This window comes from Pontibacter sp. GD13 (genome assembly GCF_058216355.1).
Genome location: NZ_JBYZMQ010000002.1, coordinates 208,873 through 227,423, shown reverse-complemented (window position 1 = coordinate 227,423; position 18,551 = coordinate 208,873). Strand labels below are relative to the sequence as shown.

16 protein-coding genes are annotated in these 18,551 nt (G+C 40.8%); 8 read left to right on the top strand and 8 right to left on the bottom strand.

What is annotated here, in order from left to right; all coding sequences use genetic code 11:
* The 7 genes from AC4BAN_RS04665 to AC4BAN_RS04635 all read left to right on the top strand — a co-directional run bounded on the left by AC4BAN_RS04665 (nt 1) and on the right by AC4BAN_RS04635 (nt 5,932).
* The gene (locus tag AC4BAN_RS04665) at nt 1-219 is read left to right on the top strand and encodes a DUF3098 domain-containing protein (RefSeq protein WP_490563212.1); all 219 of its coding nucleotides are present in this window, start codon (nt 1-3) and stop codon (nt 217-219) included.
* Nucleotides 220-1,053 carry an undecaprenyl-diphosphate phosphatase gene (locus tag AC4BAN_RS04660; protein WP_490563211.1) on the top strand — a complete coding sequence of 278 codons (834 nt, stop codon included), beginning with the start codon at nt 220-222 and terminating at the stop codon, nt 1,051-1,053. It abuts the gene before it with no gap.
* A 2-nt stretch (nt 1,054-1,055) separates the two neighbouring features.
* Nucleotides 1,056-1,751 carry a tRNA pseudouridine(55) synthase TruB gene (gene truB, locus AC4BAN_RS04655; RefSeq protein ID WP_490563552.1) on the top strand — a complete coding sequence of 232 codons (696 nt, stop codon included), beginning with the start codon at nt 1,056-1,058 and terminating at the stop codon, nt 1,749-1,751.
* Nucleotides 1,735-2,664 (top strand): bifunctional riboflavin kinase/FAD synthetase, encoded by a 930-nt coding sequence (locus AC4BAN_RS04650; protein WP_490563210.1) that lies wholly within the window; start codon nt 1,735-1,737, stop codon nt 2,662-2,664. Before truB ends, AC4BAN_RS04650 begins: the two co-directional genes overlap by 17 nt.
* A gap of 186 nt (nt 2,665-2,850) precedes the next feature.
* Nucleotides 2,851-3,549 (top strand): CoA transferase subunit A, encoded by a 699-nt coding sequence (locus AC4BAN_RS04645; RefSeq protein WP_490563209.1) that lies wholly within the window; start codon nt 2,851-2,853, stop codon nt 3,547-3,549.
* Nucleotides 3,550-3,560: 11 nt separating this feature from the next.
* Nucleotides 3,561-4,217: a 3-oxoacid CoA-transferase subunit B gene (locus AC4BAN_RS04640; protein WP_490563208.1), complete on the top strand. Its 657-nt coding sequence runs from the start codon at nt 3,561-3,563 to the stop codon at nt 4,215-4,217.
* A gap of 164 nt (nt 4,218-4,381) precedes the next feature.
* Entirely contained in the window at nt 4,382-5,932 is a 1,551-nt protein-coding gene (locus AC4BAN_RS04635) for a GNAT family N-acetyltransferase (RefSeq protein ID WP_490563207.1), read from the top strand.
* 342 nt (nt 5,933-6,274) lie between these two features.
* Here AC4BAN_RS04635 and AC4BAN_RS04630 read toward each other — a convergent pair whose 3' ends face one another.
* Complete coding sequence (locus tag AC4BAN_RS04630) at nt 6,275-7,924, bottom strand: T9SS type A sorting domain-containing protein (protein ID WP_490563206.1); 1,650 nt, start codon at nt 7,922-7,924, stop codon at nt 6,275-6,277.
* A 188-nt stretch (nt 7,925-8,112) separates the two neighbouring features.
* On the opposite strand from AC4BAN_RS04630, the gene AC4BAN_RS04625 reads away from it, so the two are divergent.
* A complete protein-coding gene (locus tag AC4BAN_RS04625) occupies nt 8,113-9,360 on the top strand; it encodes an O-antigen ligase family protein (RefSeq protein WP_490563205.1) in 1,248 nt (415 codons plus the stop codon).
* 12 nt (nt 9,361-9,372) lie between these two features.
* Here AC4BAN_RS04625 and AC4BAN_RS04620 read toward each other — a convergent pair whose 3' ends face one another.
* From AC4BAN_RS04620 to AC4BAN_RS04590, 7 genes are read right to left on the bottom strand one after another with little or no spacing between them, the layout of a single operon-like run.
* A complete protein-coding gene (locus tag AC4BAN_RS04620) occupies nt 9,373-10,125 on the bottom strand; it encodes an ABC transporter ATP-binding protein (protein WP_490563204.1) in 753 nt (250 codons plus the stop codon).
* 5 nt (nt 10,126-10,130) lie between these two features.
* Nucleotides 10,131-10,928 carry an ABC transporter permease gene (locus tag AC4BAN_RS04615; protein ID WP_490563203.1) on the bottom strand — a complete coding sequence of 266 codons (798 nt, stop codon included), beginning with the start codon at nt 10,926-10,928 and terminating at the stop codon, nt 10,131-10,133.
* A gap of 5 nt (nt 10,929-10,933) precedes the next feature.
* Nucleotides 10,934-13,099, bottom strand: coding sequence for a glycosyltransferase (locus tag AC4BAN_RS04610; RefSeq protein ID WP_490563202.1), 2,166 nt, complete (start codon nt 13,097-13,099; stop codon nt 10,934-10,936).
* 1 nt (nt 13,100) lies between these two features.
* On the bottom strand, nt 13,101-15,461 hold the full coding sequence (locus AC4BAN_RS04605) for a glycosyltransferase (RefSeq protein ID WP_490563201.1): 2,361 nt from the start codon (nt 15,459-15,461) through the stop codon (nt 13,101-13,103).
* Nucleotides 15,461-16,924, bottom strand: a complete 1,464-nt coding sequence (locus tag AC4BAN_RS04600; protein ID WP_490563200.1) for a glycosyltransferase — start codon at nt 16,922-16,924, stop codon at nt 15,461-15,463. Before AC4BAN_RS04600 ends, AC4BAN_RS04605 begins: the two co-directional genes overlap by 1 nt.
* Nucleotides 16,924-17,301: a hypothetical protein gene (locus AC4BAN_RS04595; RefSeq protein WP_490563199.1), complete on the bottom strand. Its 378-nt coding sequence runs from the start codon at nt 17,299-17,301 to the stop codon at nt 16,924-16,926. The genes AC4BAN_RS04600 and AC4BAN_RS04595 overlap by 1 nt, the downstream gene beginning before the upstream one ends.
* A gap of 22 nt (nt 17,302-17,323) precedes the next feature.
* Nucleotides 17,324-18,445, bottom strand: a complete 1,122-nt coding sequence (locus tag AC4BAN_RS04590) for a glycosyltransferase (RefSeq protein WP_490563198.1) — start codon at nt 18,443-18,445, stop codon at nt 17,324-17,326.
* Nucleotides 18,446-18,551 lie beyond the last annotated feature (106 nt).

The window sequence follows — 18,551 nt, the reverse complement described above, 5'->3', positions numbered from 1 at the left end:
ATGGAGGAAAACAAGAACAGACTTGCCTTTGGTAAACGGAATTACGTGCTCATGCTGCTCGGCATTGCCTTGCTGGCCATCGGCTTCTTTATCATGACACTCGATACCGAACCCTATGGCCTGGGCTTTCTGGGCATCACCCTGGGCCCCATCATTGTAATGGCTGGCTTTATTGTGGAGGTGTTCGCCATTTTGGTTAAGGATAAAACGGAAGTATAAATGAGCATCTGGCAGGCTATCATCTTAGCCATTGTGGAAGGACTCACCGAGTTCCTGCCTGTTTCGTCTACGGGCCATATGATCATCGCCTCCAGCCTGATGGGTATAAACGAGCTGCCGATCACGAAGATCTTTGAAGTGAACATCCAGTTCGGGGCCATCCTATCGGTGGTGGTGCTGTACTGGCGCCGCTTTTTGCAGGGTGTAAACTTCTACGCCAAACTGCTGCTGGCCTTTATTCCGGCTGCCGTGCTGGGCCTTGCCCTCAACGATATCATCGATGCCATGCTGGAGAGTGTGCTCGTAACGGCCATCATGCTGCTGGCGGGTGGAATCGTGCTTCTTTTTATCGACAAGTGGTTTGCGCATGCCAACAAAGAAAAGATCACCTATAAAAACGCTTTTCTCATTGGCCTGTTTCAGTGCATCGCCATGATTCCGGGGGTTTCCCGGTCGGCGGCCACCATTATCGGGGGCCTGGTGCAGGGCGTGAACAGGAAAGCCGCAGCGGAGTTCTCCTTTTTCCTGGCCGTGCCTACCATGCTGGCAGCAGCCGGCTACAAATTGGTGAAAGACCTGTTGCACCTGGAAATAGCAGACCTCGTGAAATTTGACCTCGTGAAAATCCAGAACAGCTTTGAAGTGATCACTTCTGATGACCTGAAGCTGCTACTGATCGGTAACTTTGTGGCCTTTATCGTAGCCATGCTGGCCATACAGTTCTTTATCAACTTCCTAACCAAGTATGGCTTTAAGCTTTTTGGTTATTATAGAATTGCCCTGGGCGTTGTGCTGCTGGCACTCCTGGCTATGGGTGTAGACTTAAGAGTATAATGATGCAATACGATTTTGCCGCAGGGGAAATACTCCTTCTGGACAAACCACTGGACTGGACCTCGTTTGACGTGGTAAAGAAAGTGCGCAACACTTTGCGGGTAAAAAAAATAGGCCACGCCGGCACGTTAGATCCGCTGGCCACTGGCTTGCTTATACTTTGCACCGGCAAGTTTACCAAAACCATCGATACCATACAGGCGCAGGAGAAAGAGTATACCGGCACTATCCGCTTGGGGGAGGTAACCCCGTCATATGACCGGGAAACTGAAGTAACTGAGTCCTGCGATATTAGCCACCTTACCCGGGAAGCGATAGAAGCGGCGGCCCATACTTTTGTGGGCACCGTTGAGCAGGTTCCACCTATCTATTCGGCGGTGATGGTAGATGGCAAGCGCGCCTACGACCTGGCCCGCAAAGGGAAATCAGCTGAACTGAAGGCACGTACCATCACCATCAAGGCCTTTGACATTACCAATATTGCGGGTCCAGAAGTGCACTTTAAGGTCATCTGTACGAAGGGTACCTACATCCGCAGCCTGGCGCACGATTTGGGCCAGCTCTTGGGTTGCGGGGCGCATTTGTCCTCGCTGGTACGCACCCGCATTGGAGAGTATATGCTAGAAGACGCCCTGACCATAGAGGACATACAGGAGATCAGGAGAAAACAAATGGATGCGGATGGAAGTAATTCGTGACCTCGCAGACTTTCCGCGCTTAAGCTACCCTGTTGTAACCAGCGGCACCTTCGATGGCGTGCACATCGGTCATCAGAAAATTCTGAAGCGGGTAATTAAGCGGGCGAAGCAAAAGAATGGTCAGAGCGTGGTACTCACCTTCTGGCCACACCCGCGCCTGGTGCTCTTCCCTGACGATAACAAACTAAGGCTACTCTCTACCATTGAGGAGCGCATTGAGCAATTGCAAAGCTTTGGCATCGATTACTTGCTCATTATTCCTTTTACCAAAGAATTCTCGCGTACCAGTTCCCGCAGCTTTATTTCCGATATCCTGGTAAAGGCCATCAATACCCGGCTACTGGTAATTGGCTACGACCATCGTTTTGGCAAGAACCGGGAAGGCAGCTTTGAGCACTTGAAGGCCCGCTCGCAGCAGTATGGTTTTGAGGTGGAGGAGATTCCCCGCCAGGACATAGATGAAGTGGGGGTTAGCTCCACCAAGATCCGAAAGGCACTTGAAAGCGGCGACGTGGAAACCGCCCACAATTACCTGGGCCGTTATTACAGCATGACCTCTGAGGTAGTGGAAGGCGACAGGATCGGGCGTACCATGGGGTTCCAGACCGCTAACCTGGCTTTGCCCGCCCCCCATAAACTGATACCGGCAAACGGCGTGTATGCCGTGTGGGCAACCGTGGCAGGCGAGCGCTTTGCCGGCATGATGAACATAGGCCTGCGCCCCACCGTAGAGGGGAAAGAGCTCAGGCTGGAAGTGCACCTGCTTGACTTTAAGCGCGACATTTACGGGCAAACCCTGACAGTGGAATTTGTGGAGCACCTGCGGCACGAGCGCCTGTTCAAAGACCTGGAAGAGCTAAAAGCCCAGTTGGGGAAAGACAAGCAGGAGGCGGCACGCATACTTGGTGTCTAGGCTTTTTTTTTCACCTGATTAAAATACAGTTTCAGCCAAAAACGCAAAGCCATACTTTCATATGGCTTTTTTTATATATAAATTACCTACACCTAATGATGTTCGTAAAACCGGTTCGTCGTACAAACTGTGTAGTTTAAAGTACGCTTAACTTACGACCCCTAAACCTGTAGCACTGTTATAACTATGATCAATAAAACTGTAAAAAACACACAAGAGGCCCTGCAGGGCGTGCAAAATGGCATGACACTGATGCTGGGCGGCTTCGGCTTGTGTGGCATCCCTGAAAACGCCATTCAGGAGTTATTGCGCCTGGGCGTGAAAGAACTGACCTGCATCTCTAACAATGCCGGTGTCGACGACTTTGGCATTGGCCTGCTGCTGCAAAAGCGCCAGGTAAAGAAAATGATCTCCAGCTATGTGGGCGAGAACGCCGAGTTTGAACGCCAGCTGCTTTCCGGAGAACTGGAGGTAGAACTGACCCCACAGGGCACCCTGGCCGAGCGCATCCGTGCCGGTGGAGCCGGAATCCCGGCTTTTTTCACGCCCGCCGGGTACGGCACCGAGGTAGGCGAAGGCAAGGAAAGCAGGGAGTTTAACGGAAAAATGTACTTAATGGAAGCGTGGCTGCGCGCCGACTTCTCGTTTGTGAAAGCCTGGAAAGGCGATACCGCCGGTAACCTGATCTACAAAGGCACGGCCCGCAACTTTAACCCGATGATGGCTGCCGCCGGTAAGATCACGGTGGCGGAGGTAGAGGAACTTGTACCCGCCGGCGAGTTGGACCCGAACATGATCCATACCCCGGGCATTTATGTGCAGCGCATTTTCCAGGGCGACAAGTATGAAAAGCGCATTGAACAGCGCACCGTAAGAACAGCTTAAAATCACTTGACATGGCTTTAGATAAAAACCAAATAGCGAAACGGATCGCAAAAGAAGTAAAGAACGGCATGTATGTGAACCTGGGTATCGGCATTCCCACCCTGGTGGCCAACTACCTGCCCCAGGGCATTGAGGTGGTGCTGCAGTCAGAGAACGGCCTGCTCGGCATGGGCCCCTTCCCTACCGAAGACCAGGTGGACGCAGACCTGATCAACGCCGGAAAGCAAACGATCACCACGCTGCCCGGCTCCTCTATTTTCAGCTCTGCCGAGAGCTTCGGCATGATTCGGGGCGAACACGTGGACCTGACGATTCTGGGGGCCATGGAGGTAGCCGAAAACGGCGACATCGCCAACTGGAAGATACCTGGTAAAATGGTGAAAGGCATGGGCGGCGCCATGGACCTGGTGGCATCGGCGAAAAATATTATCGTGGCCATGCAACATACGGCCCGCGACGGATCCTCTAAACTACTGAAAGCATGCAGTTTGCCAATTACGGGTGTGGCCTGCGTTAAGAAAATCGTAACCGATCTGGCTGTGCTGGAGGTGGTAGCAGGAGGCTTTAAGCTTTTAGAGCGTGCCCCCGGTGTAACCGTGGACGATATCAAAGCCGCGACAGCGGGCACCCTGCTCGTGGAGGGCGACATCCCGGAAATACAGGTTTAAGCCTCCAGCCCATCACCTCTATAAAAAGCGCAGCCTTCCCCCTGCGCTTTTTTGTTTAAATTTGCACCCATCGCGGCAGCAGAATACCAAGCTTTGATTATATTATATCAAAACTATACTTGCTGCACGTATACACAGAGAAGATAAATAGCACCCAAACCAATATGAGCGAAAAAAACGAGACGAGCTTTGAGCATAGATTATTACTCCGCCAACTGGAGCTAAAAGATTACAATGAGGTGAAGGAGATCATGGACCTGGTGTATTCCAACATGGACGGGGCCTGGACACGAAAAGAATTCTCTAACCTATTGAAAAAATTCCCGGACGGACAGATTTGTATTGAGGATAACGGTAAAGTGGTTGCATCGGCTTTGAGCCTGATCATCGACTATGACGAGTACGGCGACAAGCACACCTATGACCAGATCATTGACAAAGGTTCGTTTAAATCGCATGACCCTGAAGGTGACACGCTGTACGGCATAGATGTTTTTGTGCACCCTGAATACCGTAACCTGCGCCTTGGCCGACGCTTATACGATGCCCGGAAGGAAATATGTGAGAAACTGAACCTGCGCGGCATCATTGCCGGCGGCAGAATACCAGGCTATAAAGATTATGCCGATAAACTTACCCCGGCTAAATACATTGAGATGGTTCGGAACAAGGAACTATCAGACCCGGTGCTCTCCTTCCAGCTCAGCAACGGTTTCCATGTGCGCCGCATTCTGAAGGGCTATTTACCCGACGACAAGGACTCCCGCGCCTATGCCACTCTGCTGGAATGGATAAACGTTTACTTTGAGGAGAAGGAAAAGCTGATCGGAGGCAAGAAAACCGTGGTGCGCATCGGTATTGTGCAGTGGCAGATGCGCGCGGTGAAAGACCTGGACGACATGATGCAGCAGATCGAGTTCTTCGTGGACACTGTCAGTTCCTACAAATCGGATATGGTGGTATTTCCGGAGTTCTTCAACGCCCCCTTGATGGCACTCACCAACGAGGAGTCTCCTTCTGAGGCGATACGAAGTATGGCCGAGTACACAGAGGAGATTCGGGAACGGATGGTGCAGCTGGCTCTCTCTTACAACATAAACATCATAGCAGGCAGCATGCCGGAGTACTACGACAACAAGCTGTACAACGTCAGCTACCTGTGTCGTCGCGACGGCACCTACGATGCCCAGTACAAACTGCACGTAACCCCGGACGAGTCGCATTACTGGGGTATGCGCGGCGGCCATAAACTCAAGATCTTCGACACAGACATTGGCAAGATCGGCATCCTGATCTGTTACGACGTAGAGTTCCCGGAACTGGCCCGCATGCTCTCCGACATGGACATGAAGATACTCTTTGTTCCTTACTGGACCGACACCAAGAACGCTTACCTGCGCGTGCGCCGCTGCGCCCAGGCGCGGGCCATTGAGAACGAGTGCTATGTGGCCATAACGGGCAGTGTGGGCAACCTGCCGCGCGTCGAGAACATGGACATCCAGTATTCGCAGTCGGCCGTTTTCTCCCCTTCCGACTTCGCTTTCCCGCACGATGCCGTGGTGGCCGAGGCTACCCCGAACACGGAGATGACCCTGATCGCCGACCTGGACCTGGACTTGCTGAAAGACCTGAACACGGCGGGCAGCGTACGAAACCTGAAGGACAGAAGGAAAGATTTGTATAACCTGAGTTGGGTGATGCGGAAAGAGGATTAAGATAATCCTATTACTCTCCTCTAGTATTGAAGAGTAGTTAAAATTAATACTCTTCAATACTAGAGGAGAAATATCCGCTGAGATAGGATTAGCATTAAAATCTTGTGGTGCTACTTAAAGCCAACGTTGTATGGAAGCTTTAAAGTCGTACCTAAAGTCAAAGCCTAAATCTAGTAGCACCTTTGGTACTGAGCTCATCCCATGAAGGCATTTAATTGTGACACCACCTTAAAATACCTGGAAGAATCCCTTTTTTAATTTACACAACATTAAAAACAAGAATTTTGATGTATCAAATCTATATAAGGTAAGTTGGCCTCTGTATGATTTGAAGTTATAAAATTAAATCTTGATAATTTTCCTAACTAATTTATTATCGCCATCTGTAATTATAAGGAAGTAAACTCCAGGATAGAATTTGGATATATCTACATCTCTTTCGTGTATCTGAGGTAGCATTGTTTCTTCAAAGATCACCTCAACTAAAGCTCCATCTGCACGATGAATACTGGCTTTTACTCTAGCGATTCTTTTTACCTGTATAAGCAAATTAACCAAGGCTCCTGTAAGGTTAGGAGCAACTACAACCTGCTCTATTTTTTTATCAGATTGCTCAAATAAAATTCCTTGTAGATTTTTAGTAACTGGATTTAAGTTTGCGCCTTCAGTGTTCTCTAAAATTTTCTTAAAATAGAGTTTCGTAATTGAACCATCACCTCTTGATCCCAAAACATAAAACTCATTTTTATCTATATACCCATCAGTAAACCCATTAATGTTCATAAATACAGGATATTTTAATACTGATGAATTCCAATCTGATGCACTATAAATTACTGATCTTTTCGTCCAATTTATTAAATCAGTGGAAAATCTAAAAGCTAAATATATACGATTATCTGAGTCTATAAACTCCTCGATTCCTATAAATTCGTTTTCTGAGTTTTTGAAGGAAGCGACAGAAAACCTTATGATTTTTTTATCATTAGGAATGATTGATATATTGTCTGGCCCCCCTACTGATAAAAACTGTTTAATGTGCTCAGATGAAAAACCTGTTGGTAATGCACCAATCCAGCCGCTTTTAGACCATGTCTGATAACGATGAGGAGATAGGACATCTTCAAATTTAACTCGAACCAGCTTTACGCCCCCAGTTCCGTTCATAGAAGTATCTATTACATAAATGTAGAGGTAACTACCATATACAAAAGAAGAGGGGTGTCTTAGACCATGTGAAAGCTGTTTACCATCTCTTGACACATACCCAGCAGACGGCCATGCTATTGGCCCGATATCGTTAAAATAGGAAGGTCTAAATACACCTTTCGGGTTCACTGATGCCCAATTACCATTCATAAAACCAAAATAGGCACTCCAACAGTCTTCATATGGTTCCCCTCCAGAGTAGGTTTTAGAATCATATTTATTTATTTCGAACGTGGGACGAATAGTATTTTGATAGAAAAAATCATCTATTCTTTCATTCTTATTTTCTCCATGGCTAATTGCAAAAATAATATCCTCCTTTAAATCTTCAATCTTTAAAAGATGAGCAGAAAAAACACCATTATAATTTCTCCTCCAGTCATGGTTTTGCCATTCGTTGTGGTAATTATAATCCTTACTTTCTAAGAAAACAGGATCATAAAATTTTTGCCACCAATGAGAAGAAGATGTTACATAAGAGTGAATTCCTCCCTTATTTTTTATGATTAATTCATCATTGATTGGTGTGGCTAAATTTTGACTATGATTCCATGCAGATGAGAAAAAAGTTGTGGAAATATAAAGTCTGTTTTCACCCGTATTGAGAACTACTGGTGGAGCTTCATTCCAAAGTTTAAAATTATCTACTCGATTTTTAAAAACTGTTTTATATAAAGCCGATTTATATGTAGTAAGATCAAGATGCTGAGCACTGAGTTGATTTACAACTAATAAGCTCAGCAATAACAATCCTTTTTTTATTATATTACTCATCACTTCCATATTCTTGATTAAATCATGTATACAGATTCATCAATAACAAGGATGTAATGGTTTGCAAAAAAATTATATAATTACTAATATTTATATATAATAGTATTATAATAAAAATATATAATTTATTCTGCTATCCGCTTCCAGGATGTGTTAATTATAAATAATAGTTACTTTTGTAGCTTAACAAAAGAGCTATGTACAAGCAGGAAAAAATTTTATTAAGCTTATTTACTCTGTTTTTTATTACACTGTATTTTTCATCAGTTAATTCACTAAACCTTCTTATAACTAGTCTTTTAATTATTTACACGTGGTCATTGACAAGTTTTGAAGAAAAATTAAAATATTTAAAACAGCGTAGATTTGTTCAGGGTGCCATACTCTTTTTTATATTACTTATTATAAGTGCTGCTCTTTCAAATAATGATGAAAAAGGATTACACTACTTGAAGTTGCGTATTCCTCTTTTAGTGTTCCCAATAAGTGTTGGCTTGCTGAGAATAAGAGAATCACTTAAGGATAGAATTTTACTGAGCTTTGCTCTGACAACTGTATTAATTTGCTTGACTTCTTTGATTTATGGACTGTATAACCTTTTAGTGAATCATCAAACAGATGCTATCTATAATGATAACTTTACTTCTTTACTTGGTCAACAATCTGTTTACATAGCACTCCTTGTAAATTTTGCTATTTTTATTATCGCCTATCAGGTAATTTATAAAAAAACCACTCAGCCGTTCCTTCTTTCAGCTGGTGGCCTTTTATTAATTTTAGTAATATATTTGCTTGGCAGCCGCATTAATTTAGGTATTCTCGGAATGGTATCTGTTGGTTTCGGTTTTTACTACCTAATAAGCAGGAAAAAAATGCTTGAAACAGCCACCTTGGCTCTAGGTTTAGTTATGGCTTCTGTCATGGTTTATAAGTTTCAGCCACAGATGCTGAACAGATTTAGAGAGCTTTCCTATAACGAATATGAGTACAGCCAGATGGGCGTAGAAAGCCATTATGGCATGCAGCTTACAGAAGACCAATGGAACGGGGCCAATTTCAGACTAGCGGCCTGGCGCTGCGGCTGGGAAATATTCATAGAAAATCCAGTATTTGGGGTTGGGTTGGGGGACAAAAAAGATGTTCTTTTTTCAAAGTATGAACAAAAGAATTTTCGTTTTGCAATTGAAACAAACAAAAATGTCCATAACAATTACCTTGATATACTTTACAGTCTGGGCATTTTGGGTTTTGCTTTATTTCTAATCATTTGGATTATTATACCCGTTACACAGGCTTTAAGAGACAGGAACTGGCTTGCAATGCTCTTCATATTAACTCTTACCTGCGTCTGGATCACGGAGATTCACTTTGACAGAAGTTTAGGAGGAATGGTGGCAGGACTATTTGTTCCGTTAATGCTACTAAGTAACAGAGAGGAGAATTAAATAGAGGACAACCTATTGGTTGTCCTCTATATACTTACTTATCGCAACTTCTGTATCCCCGAAGTAAATCAGTTCACCTTGCTTCATAAAGGCAGCCCGGCTACAGTACTGCCTGATTACTTCCATTGAGTGGCTTACTAGAATTACGGTTCTACCTCTAATCCATGAACTCTCAAACACCTTTATAGCTTTCTCCTGAAACTTAGCGTCTCCTACGGCAAATATTTCATCCAGGAACATGATATCGGCTCCAGCTTTTACGGCGATGGAGAAGCCCAAACGTGCCACCATACCAGATGAGAAGAACTTTATCTTCGTATCAACAAATCCTTCCAACTCGGCAAACTCAATTATCTCATCAAAGATGGCATCTACCTCCTTTATTTTTAGACCAAGAACCGATCCCGAAACATAAATATTCTCTCTTGCAGTCAGTTCATGGCTCATACCAACACCAAGGTTCATTAGCATAGTAGAGCCACTAATGTTTACATAGCCACTGTCTGTTGGGTAAACGCCAGCCAATAACTTAACCAACGTAGATTTACCACAACCGTTCCTACCTAATAAACCAATACATTCGCCTTGCATAATCTCCATCGACATGCTTTTAAGTGCAGGCACATACTTGGTTCTAGGAGGATTGAATAAGTTAAACAAACGGTGTTTTACCGTATTATGACTATCTTCTGATATCTGAAATGTTTTACTGATGTTCCTTGCTTTAATAGCAATTGCACGATCAACTGTTGTTGTATTTCCCATATAAATTAAAGCTTTTCAGCAGCTTTCGAACCAAATTTGTTTAAGAAAATAAGACCTATAAGTAAGAAAAATAAAGCATAGCCAAAGTCGAACATCATCAAATTAAAATCAGGTTGTGTACCATCCATCATTACTCTTCTTGCGTTAATAACTATACCTGCAATTGGATTTAGATATTCAAAAGTTGGAAGTGCTTGTTTAAACAAGCTCAACTTATAAAAAATTGGAGATAGAAAGAAAAGCAACGTGGAAAACACCTGCCAAATTTGATTTATATCTTTTGCGTATATATATATATTAGACAGAATAAGAGAGATGGCTAAAGAAAGAATAAATAAATTTAAAAAAATAGGTAAGATCCAAAAGTTATGAATAGAAGCTCCGTTAGATTCTGGTTCAATAAAATTGTAAAATACTACAAACATTATAAGGTTAAAGGAAAAGCCTATCATGTTGCTGAATAATGTGGAGATATAGATCTCAAGTTTATTCATGTTGCTGTACTCGTATAAATATTTCTTTGTGTAAAGCAACTGTGTAGTTCCAGAGGTACTTTCAAGGAAAAAATTCCAGAGGATTAAGCCTATAAAAATAAATGATGCGAAGGAAGGTATATCCTGTTTTAGGATTATTTGGAATACTACGTAATAAATAGCAATATCCATTATAGGTTTAAGAAGAGCCCAAAACAACCCTAGCTTATTCTCATAATATCTTAGCTTAAATTCAATTTTTGCTAAAAGCCATAACCTCTCCAGAGTGTTTGTGGCGCTAAACTTTTGTTTAATTGTACTAACTGACATAAAATTTATTTTGAAAAGTATCTATATGCTTTAAGTGCTACTGACTTGGTAAATTTGTTTCTTTTAATTCTTTCTGTGATTTTATCTTTGATCTTTGAGGATATGAAGAGTGTATTTCCCTCTGCTGTCTCAAAAGTTGGATTATCATAGTTCAGGCCACTTCCATTACTATTTAGCAAGTTGGCAACTTCTACCCCATAACGCTGATATAAAGAAGCGTGATTCTCGGCGATAAGCTTATGAAGGTATAATTTCTTTACTCGTGTAAAGTTCCGAGCCATGGAGTTCTTCCTGACACGGTAATTGTATAAAAGTTCTGGCAAAACTACCCCTCTTAATCCCTTTTCAACCATCCCAATGGTACTATCCCAATCTTCCATCCCATATTCCATTTCAGGATTGTTTTGTCCTCCTGCTAGGAAAGATGAAGTTTTATAGACAGAGCCACTGTTTATCATATTGTGTACAAGCAAGAATGGCAGCTCTGGGTTAAAAGCAGGCCAACAGGCTGTGCTCCCTTCAAAGTATTTTACCCAGCATCCAACGAAATGTACGTTCTCATACTTCTCCAAAACCTTTATCGCTTTTTCAAAATAGTCAGGAGCAATTGTATCATCTGCATCTAGGAAGCATATAAAAGCACCTTTGGCCAGGCTTGCTCCAAAGTTTCTGGCAGCAGAGAGGCCTTCGTTTTCCTTTGAGTGTACTTCAATAGGATAGAGCTCTTTAATTTTTTGTAATTCAAGCTTGCTCTCATTATCTGAGCTCCCATCATCTACAATGATTATTTGCCGATTAGTGTAAGTTGAGTCAAGAATAGACATAACGGTTTCCTCTATGTGTGCTCCCATATTATAATATGGAATAACAACCGAAAGTAATCCCTTCTCAAACTTACTACCATTAGATGATGTATCCTGAGTTTCAATTTGCTCACCGAAAGGGAAAACAGGCTTAACTGTTAGCTTATCTGCCAAATAATTTTCAATCAGTTTAATTTTCTGATCGTAAATTTTATCTGGATTACATTTGGTTAAGATGGTAGAGATTGCGTTTTCCCCTATCTCTTTTACTTGTTGCGATGGTAAAGCAAGGATTTTTAAGATCTTCTGCTTAAAGTCACCTTTAATTTTATGATCAAATTTATACCCATTTATCCCATGGTCAATGATCTCCCGCTGACCGCCCTGCTCCGAAGCAAGCACAATTTTACCATTACTCATTGCTTCCAGCACAGTATATGGAAAATTGTCAATTATACTTGGTACAAGAACCACATGCGCTTTTCTTAGCTCTTTATATGATTCTGCAGGGGTTAACTGTCCTTTAAGTATGATCAAACGCTGATCGAAATACTTTTGGTACTTCTGTTTGACTACTTCTTCCATAGTTCGGCCTTCAGGATGAAATACCTGTTGCGTACCGCCTATTATAAGAAGCGGATGCTCAAATCCACTTTCCCATAGATCTTTAAAGTACTCTAATAGCTTAAAAGTACCTTTTAGCGGTGAAAGCTTTCCAAAGCAGACAATATAATTGGATTCGAATTCCGGTACGTCATCTATACTAGCATCTGTGTACATCGGATTAAAAACCACATGCTCTGATAAGCGCTCCCAGTACATTTTTTCTTTTATTCTATCAACAAGATAGGCACTAGGGGAAAGCAATAAGTCGGCAGACCTTACACATGATTTCTCCATCTGTCCAACCCAATAATTCGGCAGTTTGTAAATCGGATCATGATTATGTTCCAAGTACAAAAATGCAGGAGCATGACATGTAATTATTATGTCTAAATCCTTAAAATAAGCATACTGCAGAAGTTTAAACTGCTGCAAATAATAAGCAATGCCACAGTATTCCTGTGCCTCAACTATATCAGGAGTACCCTCATTAATGATATACTCCTTTATAAGTTCAGCAAACTCATAGCTTAGTTTGGCAAAATAGCCTAAGAAACCTCCAGCATTTGTTCTTGTTGGGGAGAATCTTATCACCCTTAATGTTTCGTTATTTTCTTCCTGAACACCACTCAATGTATTGTCTGAAACAAACACTGTTACTTTATGCCCTTTTTCGACGAGCATTTTGGCAGTGTAAGCACAGTATGTACTTATACCTCCGCCGTAAAGCGGAGGATATTCAGTAGTTAATAGCCAATAATTCATTTTAGTTTTGGTGCTCTTTCTTTAATAAAGATTTAAAAGAGCGCTTACCTTGAAATGCCTTTATAACATGGCCAAACCTCTTATACCATAAAGGAAGTACTTCATATTCCTTATGATACCAATCCTTAATAATTTGGTAATTTTCATTTAGATAATTATTATCTAAAACTGTTGAAACAACTTCGAATTCTGGAACTTGAGTAGTAATTTTTTCATCTACCTTTTGCTCATTAAGTACTTGCTCATAATGTTTTAAAGTTCTGTCATACCAACTGGTTGCATCTTCAAGATCTTTAATCCTTTGCTTATACTCATGAATATCTGTTGCAGGCTTCCAAGTTGGATTATCGTACAGATACGACGGCCCATTAGCCATTAATAGATTGAAAATCTCGTAAGAGAATTTCTCATATAGGCCTTTGTGCTTTTTAGATAGTAATCTGTAAAGATATAATCTGTTGAATTTGTTAAATCCTCTTGCCATAGAAGAGGCATGGATTCTATACTGATACAAAGGCTCAGGAATAACAACTCCTCTACATCCGTTCTCAAGAAGCGAAAGGTTTGCATCATAATCTTCCATACCATACTCGAACATTAAGTCATTTATAGCAAAGTTTAAATAATCTATTTTCCTACACAAAAATCCTGCATTTACCATGTTCTGTAGTAAGTAGAACGGAGGCTCAGGATTTTGTGCCGGCCATATACCTTGGCTGCCATCAAAATAGTTTACCCAACTTGAAACAAAGCTTAGATTGTTGTAATTATTTAAAATATCTATTGCTCTTGAGTAAAAGTTTGGGTCAATCTTATCATCAGCATCTAGAAAAGCCACGAATTCACCTTTGGCTTCCCTAATTCCTGTGTTTCTAGCTGAGGCCAACCCTTGATTGGACTGTAAAACAATTCGTACTGGAAAATTGAGCTGAATATCCTCTAACGCTTCAATGCTTTCTGCATCATCACTACCATCATTGATGATGATTACTTCTTTGTTCTCATAATTTACTTCAAATATATTCTCGATAGTCTCTTTAATATATTTTCCAGTATTATAGTAAGGAACAACAATAGACAATTTCGCACTGTCACCGTGCGAAATTAATTTATAATCTGCTTTAGGGAGTTCATGTACAAATGGGAAAACAGAAGACGTTGAATGCTTATAAGCACTTAGGATTCCCATTTTATTCTTATAAATAGCTTCGTAATTACATAGACTTGTAATTCTGGTATAAGCATTCTCCCCTATTAGTTTTAATTCTGTTTCTGATAACTTAAGTATCTCTTTAAACTTATTAACAAAGCTATCTAAATTGTCTGATTGATAAATAAAGCCTGATTTACCATCCTCAATCATTTCTCTTTGTCCACCGCCGTCAGAAATAAGTAATACTTTTTTCATAAGCATACTTTCCACAACAGCATAAGGGAAGTTATCAACCACACTTGGGACAATTATCAAAGAAGCTTTTGATAATCGCTGATCTAACTGCTCTAAGTTCATCTTACCTTCAAAGGAGAAAAAGCCTTTGTCGAAATAGCGTTGATACTTTTTGGTTATGTATTCACGCATAGAAGATTGCTTAGGCTCGAAGTAATGGTCATCCCCAATAAAGCTAATCTTATTTGACAAACCTTTATCCCATAAAGCACTCATATACTTCAATAGCTGAAGACATCCTTTTTGGTAAGTCAATTTCCCAAAAAATACTATATCTTCATCTTTGAATGTTATTGTAGCGTTTTTCTTAACCAGATTCTTATAAGGATTTCTTACAACGTGATAGTTAACTCCAGCACCATTTAGATGCTCCTCTACATTATCAACTAAGTATTGGCTTGGCGAAATTAATATGTCTGCAGCCTGCATCGTCCATTTTTCCATTTCACCTACCCAAAACTCGGGCAAAGAAAAAACCGGTGCTTGATTACATTCTAAGTAGTAGAACGATGGTGCATGAGCTGTTAAAATAATTGGAATATTTGTCAGTTGACTATCACCAAGTTTCTTCTTTAATATAAGATAATAGCCAATTCCATGATAGTCTTGGGTCTCGATATAATCGGGTCTATCGCCTATCTCTAGTTCTGACAATACCAATTCTGAAAATTGGAAACTTAATGCTGAAGAATAACCTAAATAATTGTAATAGCTTTCATTCCCTGGTTTAAACCTAATTACATTAATGCCTTCAAAAACACTTCTTTCTAAAATATTTTGAAGATTATGATCAGGTACAAACACAGATACAGTGTGGCCTTTTTCAATCAGCATTAAACCCGTATGAAGGTTATAAGTACTGATACCGCCGCCATGGAATGGAGGAAATTCTGTCGTTAGAATCCAATAATTCATTATGATTGGGATAGTTTACTATTGAAAAGCTTTTCTTTTAAAACACCAATTAAACTTCTGCTTTCATAAGTTTGATGGTACCACAAGATTGACGTTTGCAATTGAGAATTTTGTTTTTCTATTGCGTCTATTCGAGACTTATAATGTTCTATCTCTGCTTGCTTTTCTAAAAGAATCTTAGTTAGGTTCAGATTAGTATCTTCTTGACTTTTAGATATATGATCAAGTTTATCTGAGATATTATTAAAGGACTGCGTGTGTTTATTAATATTATTAATAATGATATCATGAGCGGACTCCACGCTGTCGCGAAGAGTCTCAAGCCCTCCCGAAGACTCAGCAAACCTGGAACGGATGCCCGACTCGACGGACTCCAGCCCGGAGGCCAGGCGCTCGAGGCTGCCCTCCAAAGACTCGCGCGCTGAAGATACATTACTGCGCAGCGACTCTAAACTCCTGCCAGCCTCAGCCATGCCAGTCCTCAAGTTGCTATCCGATGAAGCAAGGCTCGAGACTACTTGCTCAAAGCGGCCCTCAAGGGACTCGCGCGACGAATCGACACTGCCCTGTAGGTTCCCTAACCCCTCCGAAGAGGCTGCAAAACCAGACTGGATTTCGTCTATTAAAATTTGCCTATCAGATATCTGAAAATTAAGTTCTTTTATGCGGATTAAGCTTTGATGATAACTCTCCTCAATACCTTTAATGTGAAGCTTTTCAGTTTCTACCGTTTTCTTTAACTCTGTAATATATTTATTTTGCTCAGATGACCATGACTGTAAATCATCAATCATTTCAAGCATCATTTTTCTACTAAACCAAGTTCTGCCCCACATATGCACAGCAACAGTATCTTCAAAGATATATTCTTGATAATTAGTTACATGCTTAGCAAGATTCCATGGTATTGGATAAAATACTTCTTTATTATATAACTTTATACCATCTGATAAACTTTGCAAACCATAGCTTAACAAACCAAACTGCTCTTTAAGAACGCATGTAACCAGTTTGGGTGCCGACTCATTAGCCAACTCAGTGCCATCAAAATTATTCTTAATTCTTACGATACACTCTTTGATGAATAGATGATTCTTTTCGGACCCCAAAACTGCATTGTTCACCCAGAAAGTATCTGATTGTTCACTACCTTCTTCGAAGCCTAAGAAGCATTGATCATGGAGAAAGTTATCCAGAGGTTTTAGAAGCTTTACATCTGTATCAAGATAAACACCCCCATTATCAAACAGCACTCTAAACCTGGCATAATTACTAGCATTTGCCCAGTTCTTTAAGGTTAAAGCAGTACTTATATATTCATTATCTAAAGGAAAATTAGTCTCATCCCACCTTTTAATTTCCCAATTTGGATGTAATTCTTGCCAATCTTTAATATACTGTTGATATTCAGAGGGCATTTCAGCACCACCAAACCAGCAGTAATGTATTATCTTTGGAATCATTATCTCAATGTTTTAGCCCCGAACAGCTTTTCCTTCAAAGTCCCAAACAAACTCCTACTTTCATAGGTCCTCTTATACCAAGACACATCTTGCTGTAACCGGTCAATATCATTTAAGAGCTTATTAACTATTTGCCTGTTTCCATCTGATAATTGCCTGCTGGTTTCTAGCTCAGACTGTAGTTCACTAATTTTTAGCTCCCTATCTCTTACAACTCTTTCAAGTTCTGTTATCTTTTCAACAAGGTGCACCATAGCCTCTTGTTTAACTTTGAGTTCGAACAGTAATTGTTGATGGATAATGTCTAAAGACTGTTGAATGGAATCTAAAGAATGTTGTTGTAAGTTGCTAGCTGGCAATAGTATAGCTTCACCCATATAACCTTAGCTGAGAAGGCAATTAATATGATTTTTCTAACAGATTAGGCTTAGAGGCTGAATTCCTCTTCAGATATATGCGTCTATATCCCTTAAAATTCTGGTGCATATCGAACTCTGAATTGCATATATCATGAGAGTGTTGCCCCATGATGCCCATCATATCACGATTATTGAAATAACTTAGAATTTTAATGATCGCTTCAGTTTTATTAGTAAAAATATCGCCGTTCATACCTTGTTTCACGACATCTCTATTACCAACACATTCGCTTAATAAAACGGGTTTTCTTAGGGCTAATGCCTCCAGAACACCGAATGACAACCCTTCAAAAACAGAAGTAGAAATATAAATATCAGCCTGTGCTACAAGACTCTTGATATTTTCGGAGCTTACCCAACCTGTTACTGTAATATTATTTGCTGTAAGGCATGAGCGCTCGTTACCATCACCAGCCCATATGAATTCAAACTGATCAAATTCTTCAAAATACGAAGCAATTGTATTAAATAATGCTGGTCCCTTTTGGCTTTCTATTCTACCTGTTGTTATAACCTTAAATTTTCCTTTCTTGGTTAAAGTTACAGGGCTTTCAAAATTTGAAACTGAAATACCATTATTGACATAAACAGCTCTGATCCCTAACTTTTCATACTCAAATTTTTCCGAAGCAGAACAACAGACAACTTCACCTCCTATCTTATTTCCAAACTTTTCAATCTGTTGATATAGATAATTACTTAATGAGTTTCCTCCTGACAGGAATGGGGCACCATTAGGAGTATAGATATACTTTTCAATACCTGCCATACGGCAGGCTACTCTGCCAAGCAAGCCACTTTTTGAAGAATGAAGATGCACAGCATCAACTAAATTTTTACGTTTTAATCTTCTTAAAATTTTATAAAGCTCTGCTAATGCTAGAAAATCTTTTAGAGGGTTAATTGAGCGTTGAGCAGATTCCCAACGGATAAATCTAACGTTATTTTTAGGAAACGTCTTTCTAACATCTTTAGCCGACATAACCATCTTGCGTTCACCATGAATAACAATATGTAACTCTTCCGGCATGGTTTCCGTAAGAGATCGTACGAAAACCGAAACTCCGGCAGCAAAAGGTTCAACGACGTGGACAATGATCATAAGTTTGTTAGTTAATAGCGATCTTAAAGGGCGTGCTATACCCCACTTAGTATTAAGCTACAAATTTATAACTTAATAATTATGATAGTACATATCGATTTAAATT

Coding starts and splice junctions, on each gene's coding strand:
- AC4BAN_RS04660 (WP_490563211.1), top strand. CDS start 220: ATGAGCATCTGGCAGGCTATCATCTTAGCCATTGTGGAAGGACTCACC.
- AC4BAN_RS04650 (WP_490563210.1), top strand. CDS start 1,735: ATGGAAGTAATTCGTGACCTCGCAGACTTTCCGCGCTTAAGCTACCCT.
- AC4BAN_RS04605 (WP_490563201.1), bottom strand. CDS start 15,461: ATGAATTATTGGATTCTAACGACAGAATTTCCTCCATTCCATGGCGGC.
- AC4BAN_RS04610 (WP_490563202.1), bottom strand. CDS start 13,099: ATGAATTATTGGCTATTAACTACTGAATATCCTCCGCTTTACGGCGGA.
- AC4BAN_RS04600 (WP_490563200.1), bottom strand. CDS start 16,924: ATGATTCCAAAGATAATACATTACTGCTGGTTTGGTGGTGCTGAAATG.
- AC4BAN_RS04590 (WP_490563198.1), bottom strand. CDS start 18,445: ATGATCATTGTCCACGTCGTTGAACCTTTTGCTGCCGGAGTTTCGGTT.
- AC4BAN_RS04625 (WP_490563205.1), top strand. CDS start 8,113: ATGTACAAGCAGGAAAAAATTTTATTAAGCTTATTTACTCTGTTTTTT.
- AC4BAN_RS04635 (WP_490563207.1), top strand. CDS start 4,382: ATGAGCGAAAAAAACGAGACGAGCTTTGAGCATAGATTATTACTCCGC.
- AC4BAN_RS04615 (WP_490563203.1), bottom strand. CDS start 10,928: ATGTCAGTTAGTACAATTAAACAAAAGTTTAGCGCCACAAACACTCTG.
- AC4BAN_RS04645 (WP_490563209.1), top strand. CDS start 2,851: ATGATCAATAAAACTGTAAAAAACACACAAGAGGCCCTGCAGGGCGTG.
- AC4BAN_RS04630 (WP_490563206.1), bottom strand. CDS start 7,924: ATGGAAGTGATGAGTAATATAATAAAAAAAGGATTGTTATTGCTGAGC.
- AC4BAN_RS04620 (WP_490563204.1), bottom strand. CDS start 10,125: ATGGGAAATACAACAACAGTTGATCGTGCAATTGCTATTAAAGCAAGG.
- AC4BAN_RS04640 (WP_490563208.1), top strand. CDS start 3,561: ATGGCTTTAGATAAAAACCAAATAGCGAAACGGATCGCAAAAGAAGTA.
- truB (WP_490563552.1), top strand. CDS start 1,056: ATGCAATACGATTTTGCCGCAGGGGAAATACTCCTTCTGGACAAACCA.
- AC4BAN_RS04665 (WP_490563212.1), top strand. CDS start 1: ATGGAGGAAAACAAGAACAGACTTGCCTTTGGTAAACGGAATTACGTG.
- AC4BAN_RS04595 (WP_490563199.1), bottom strand. CDS start 17,301: ATGGGTGAAGCTATACTATTGCCAGCTAGCAACTTACAACAACATTCT.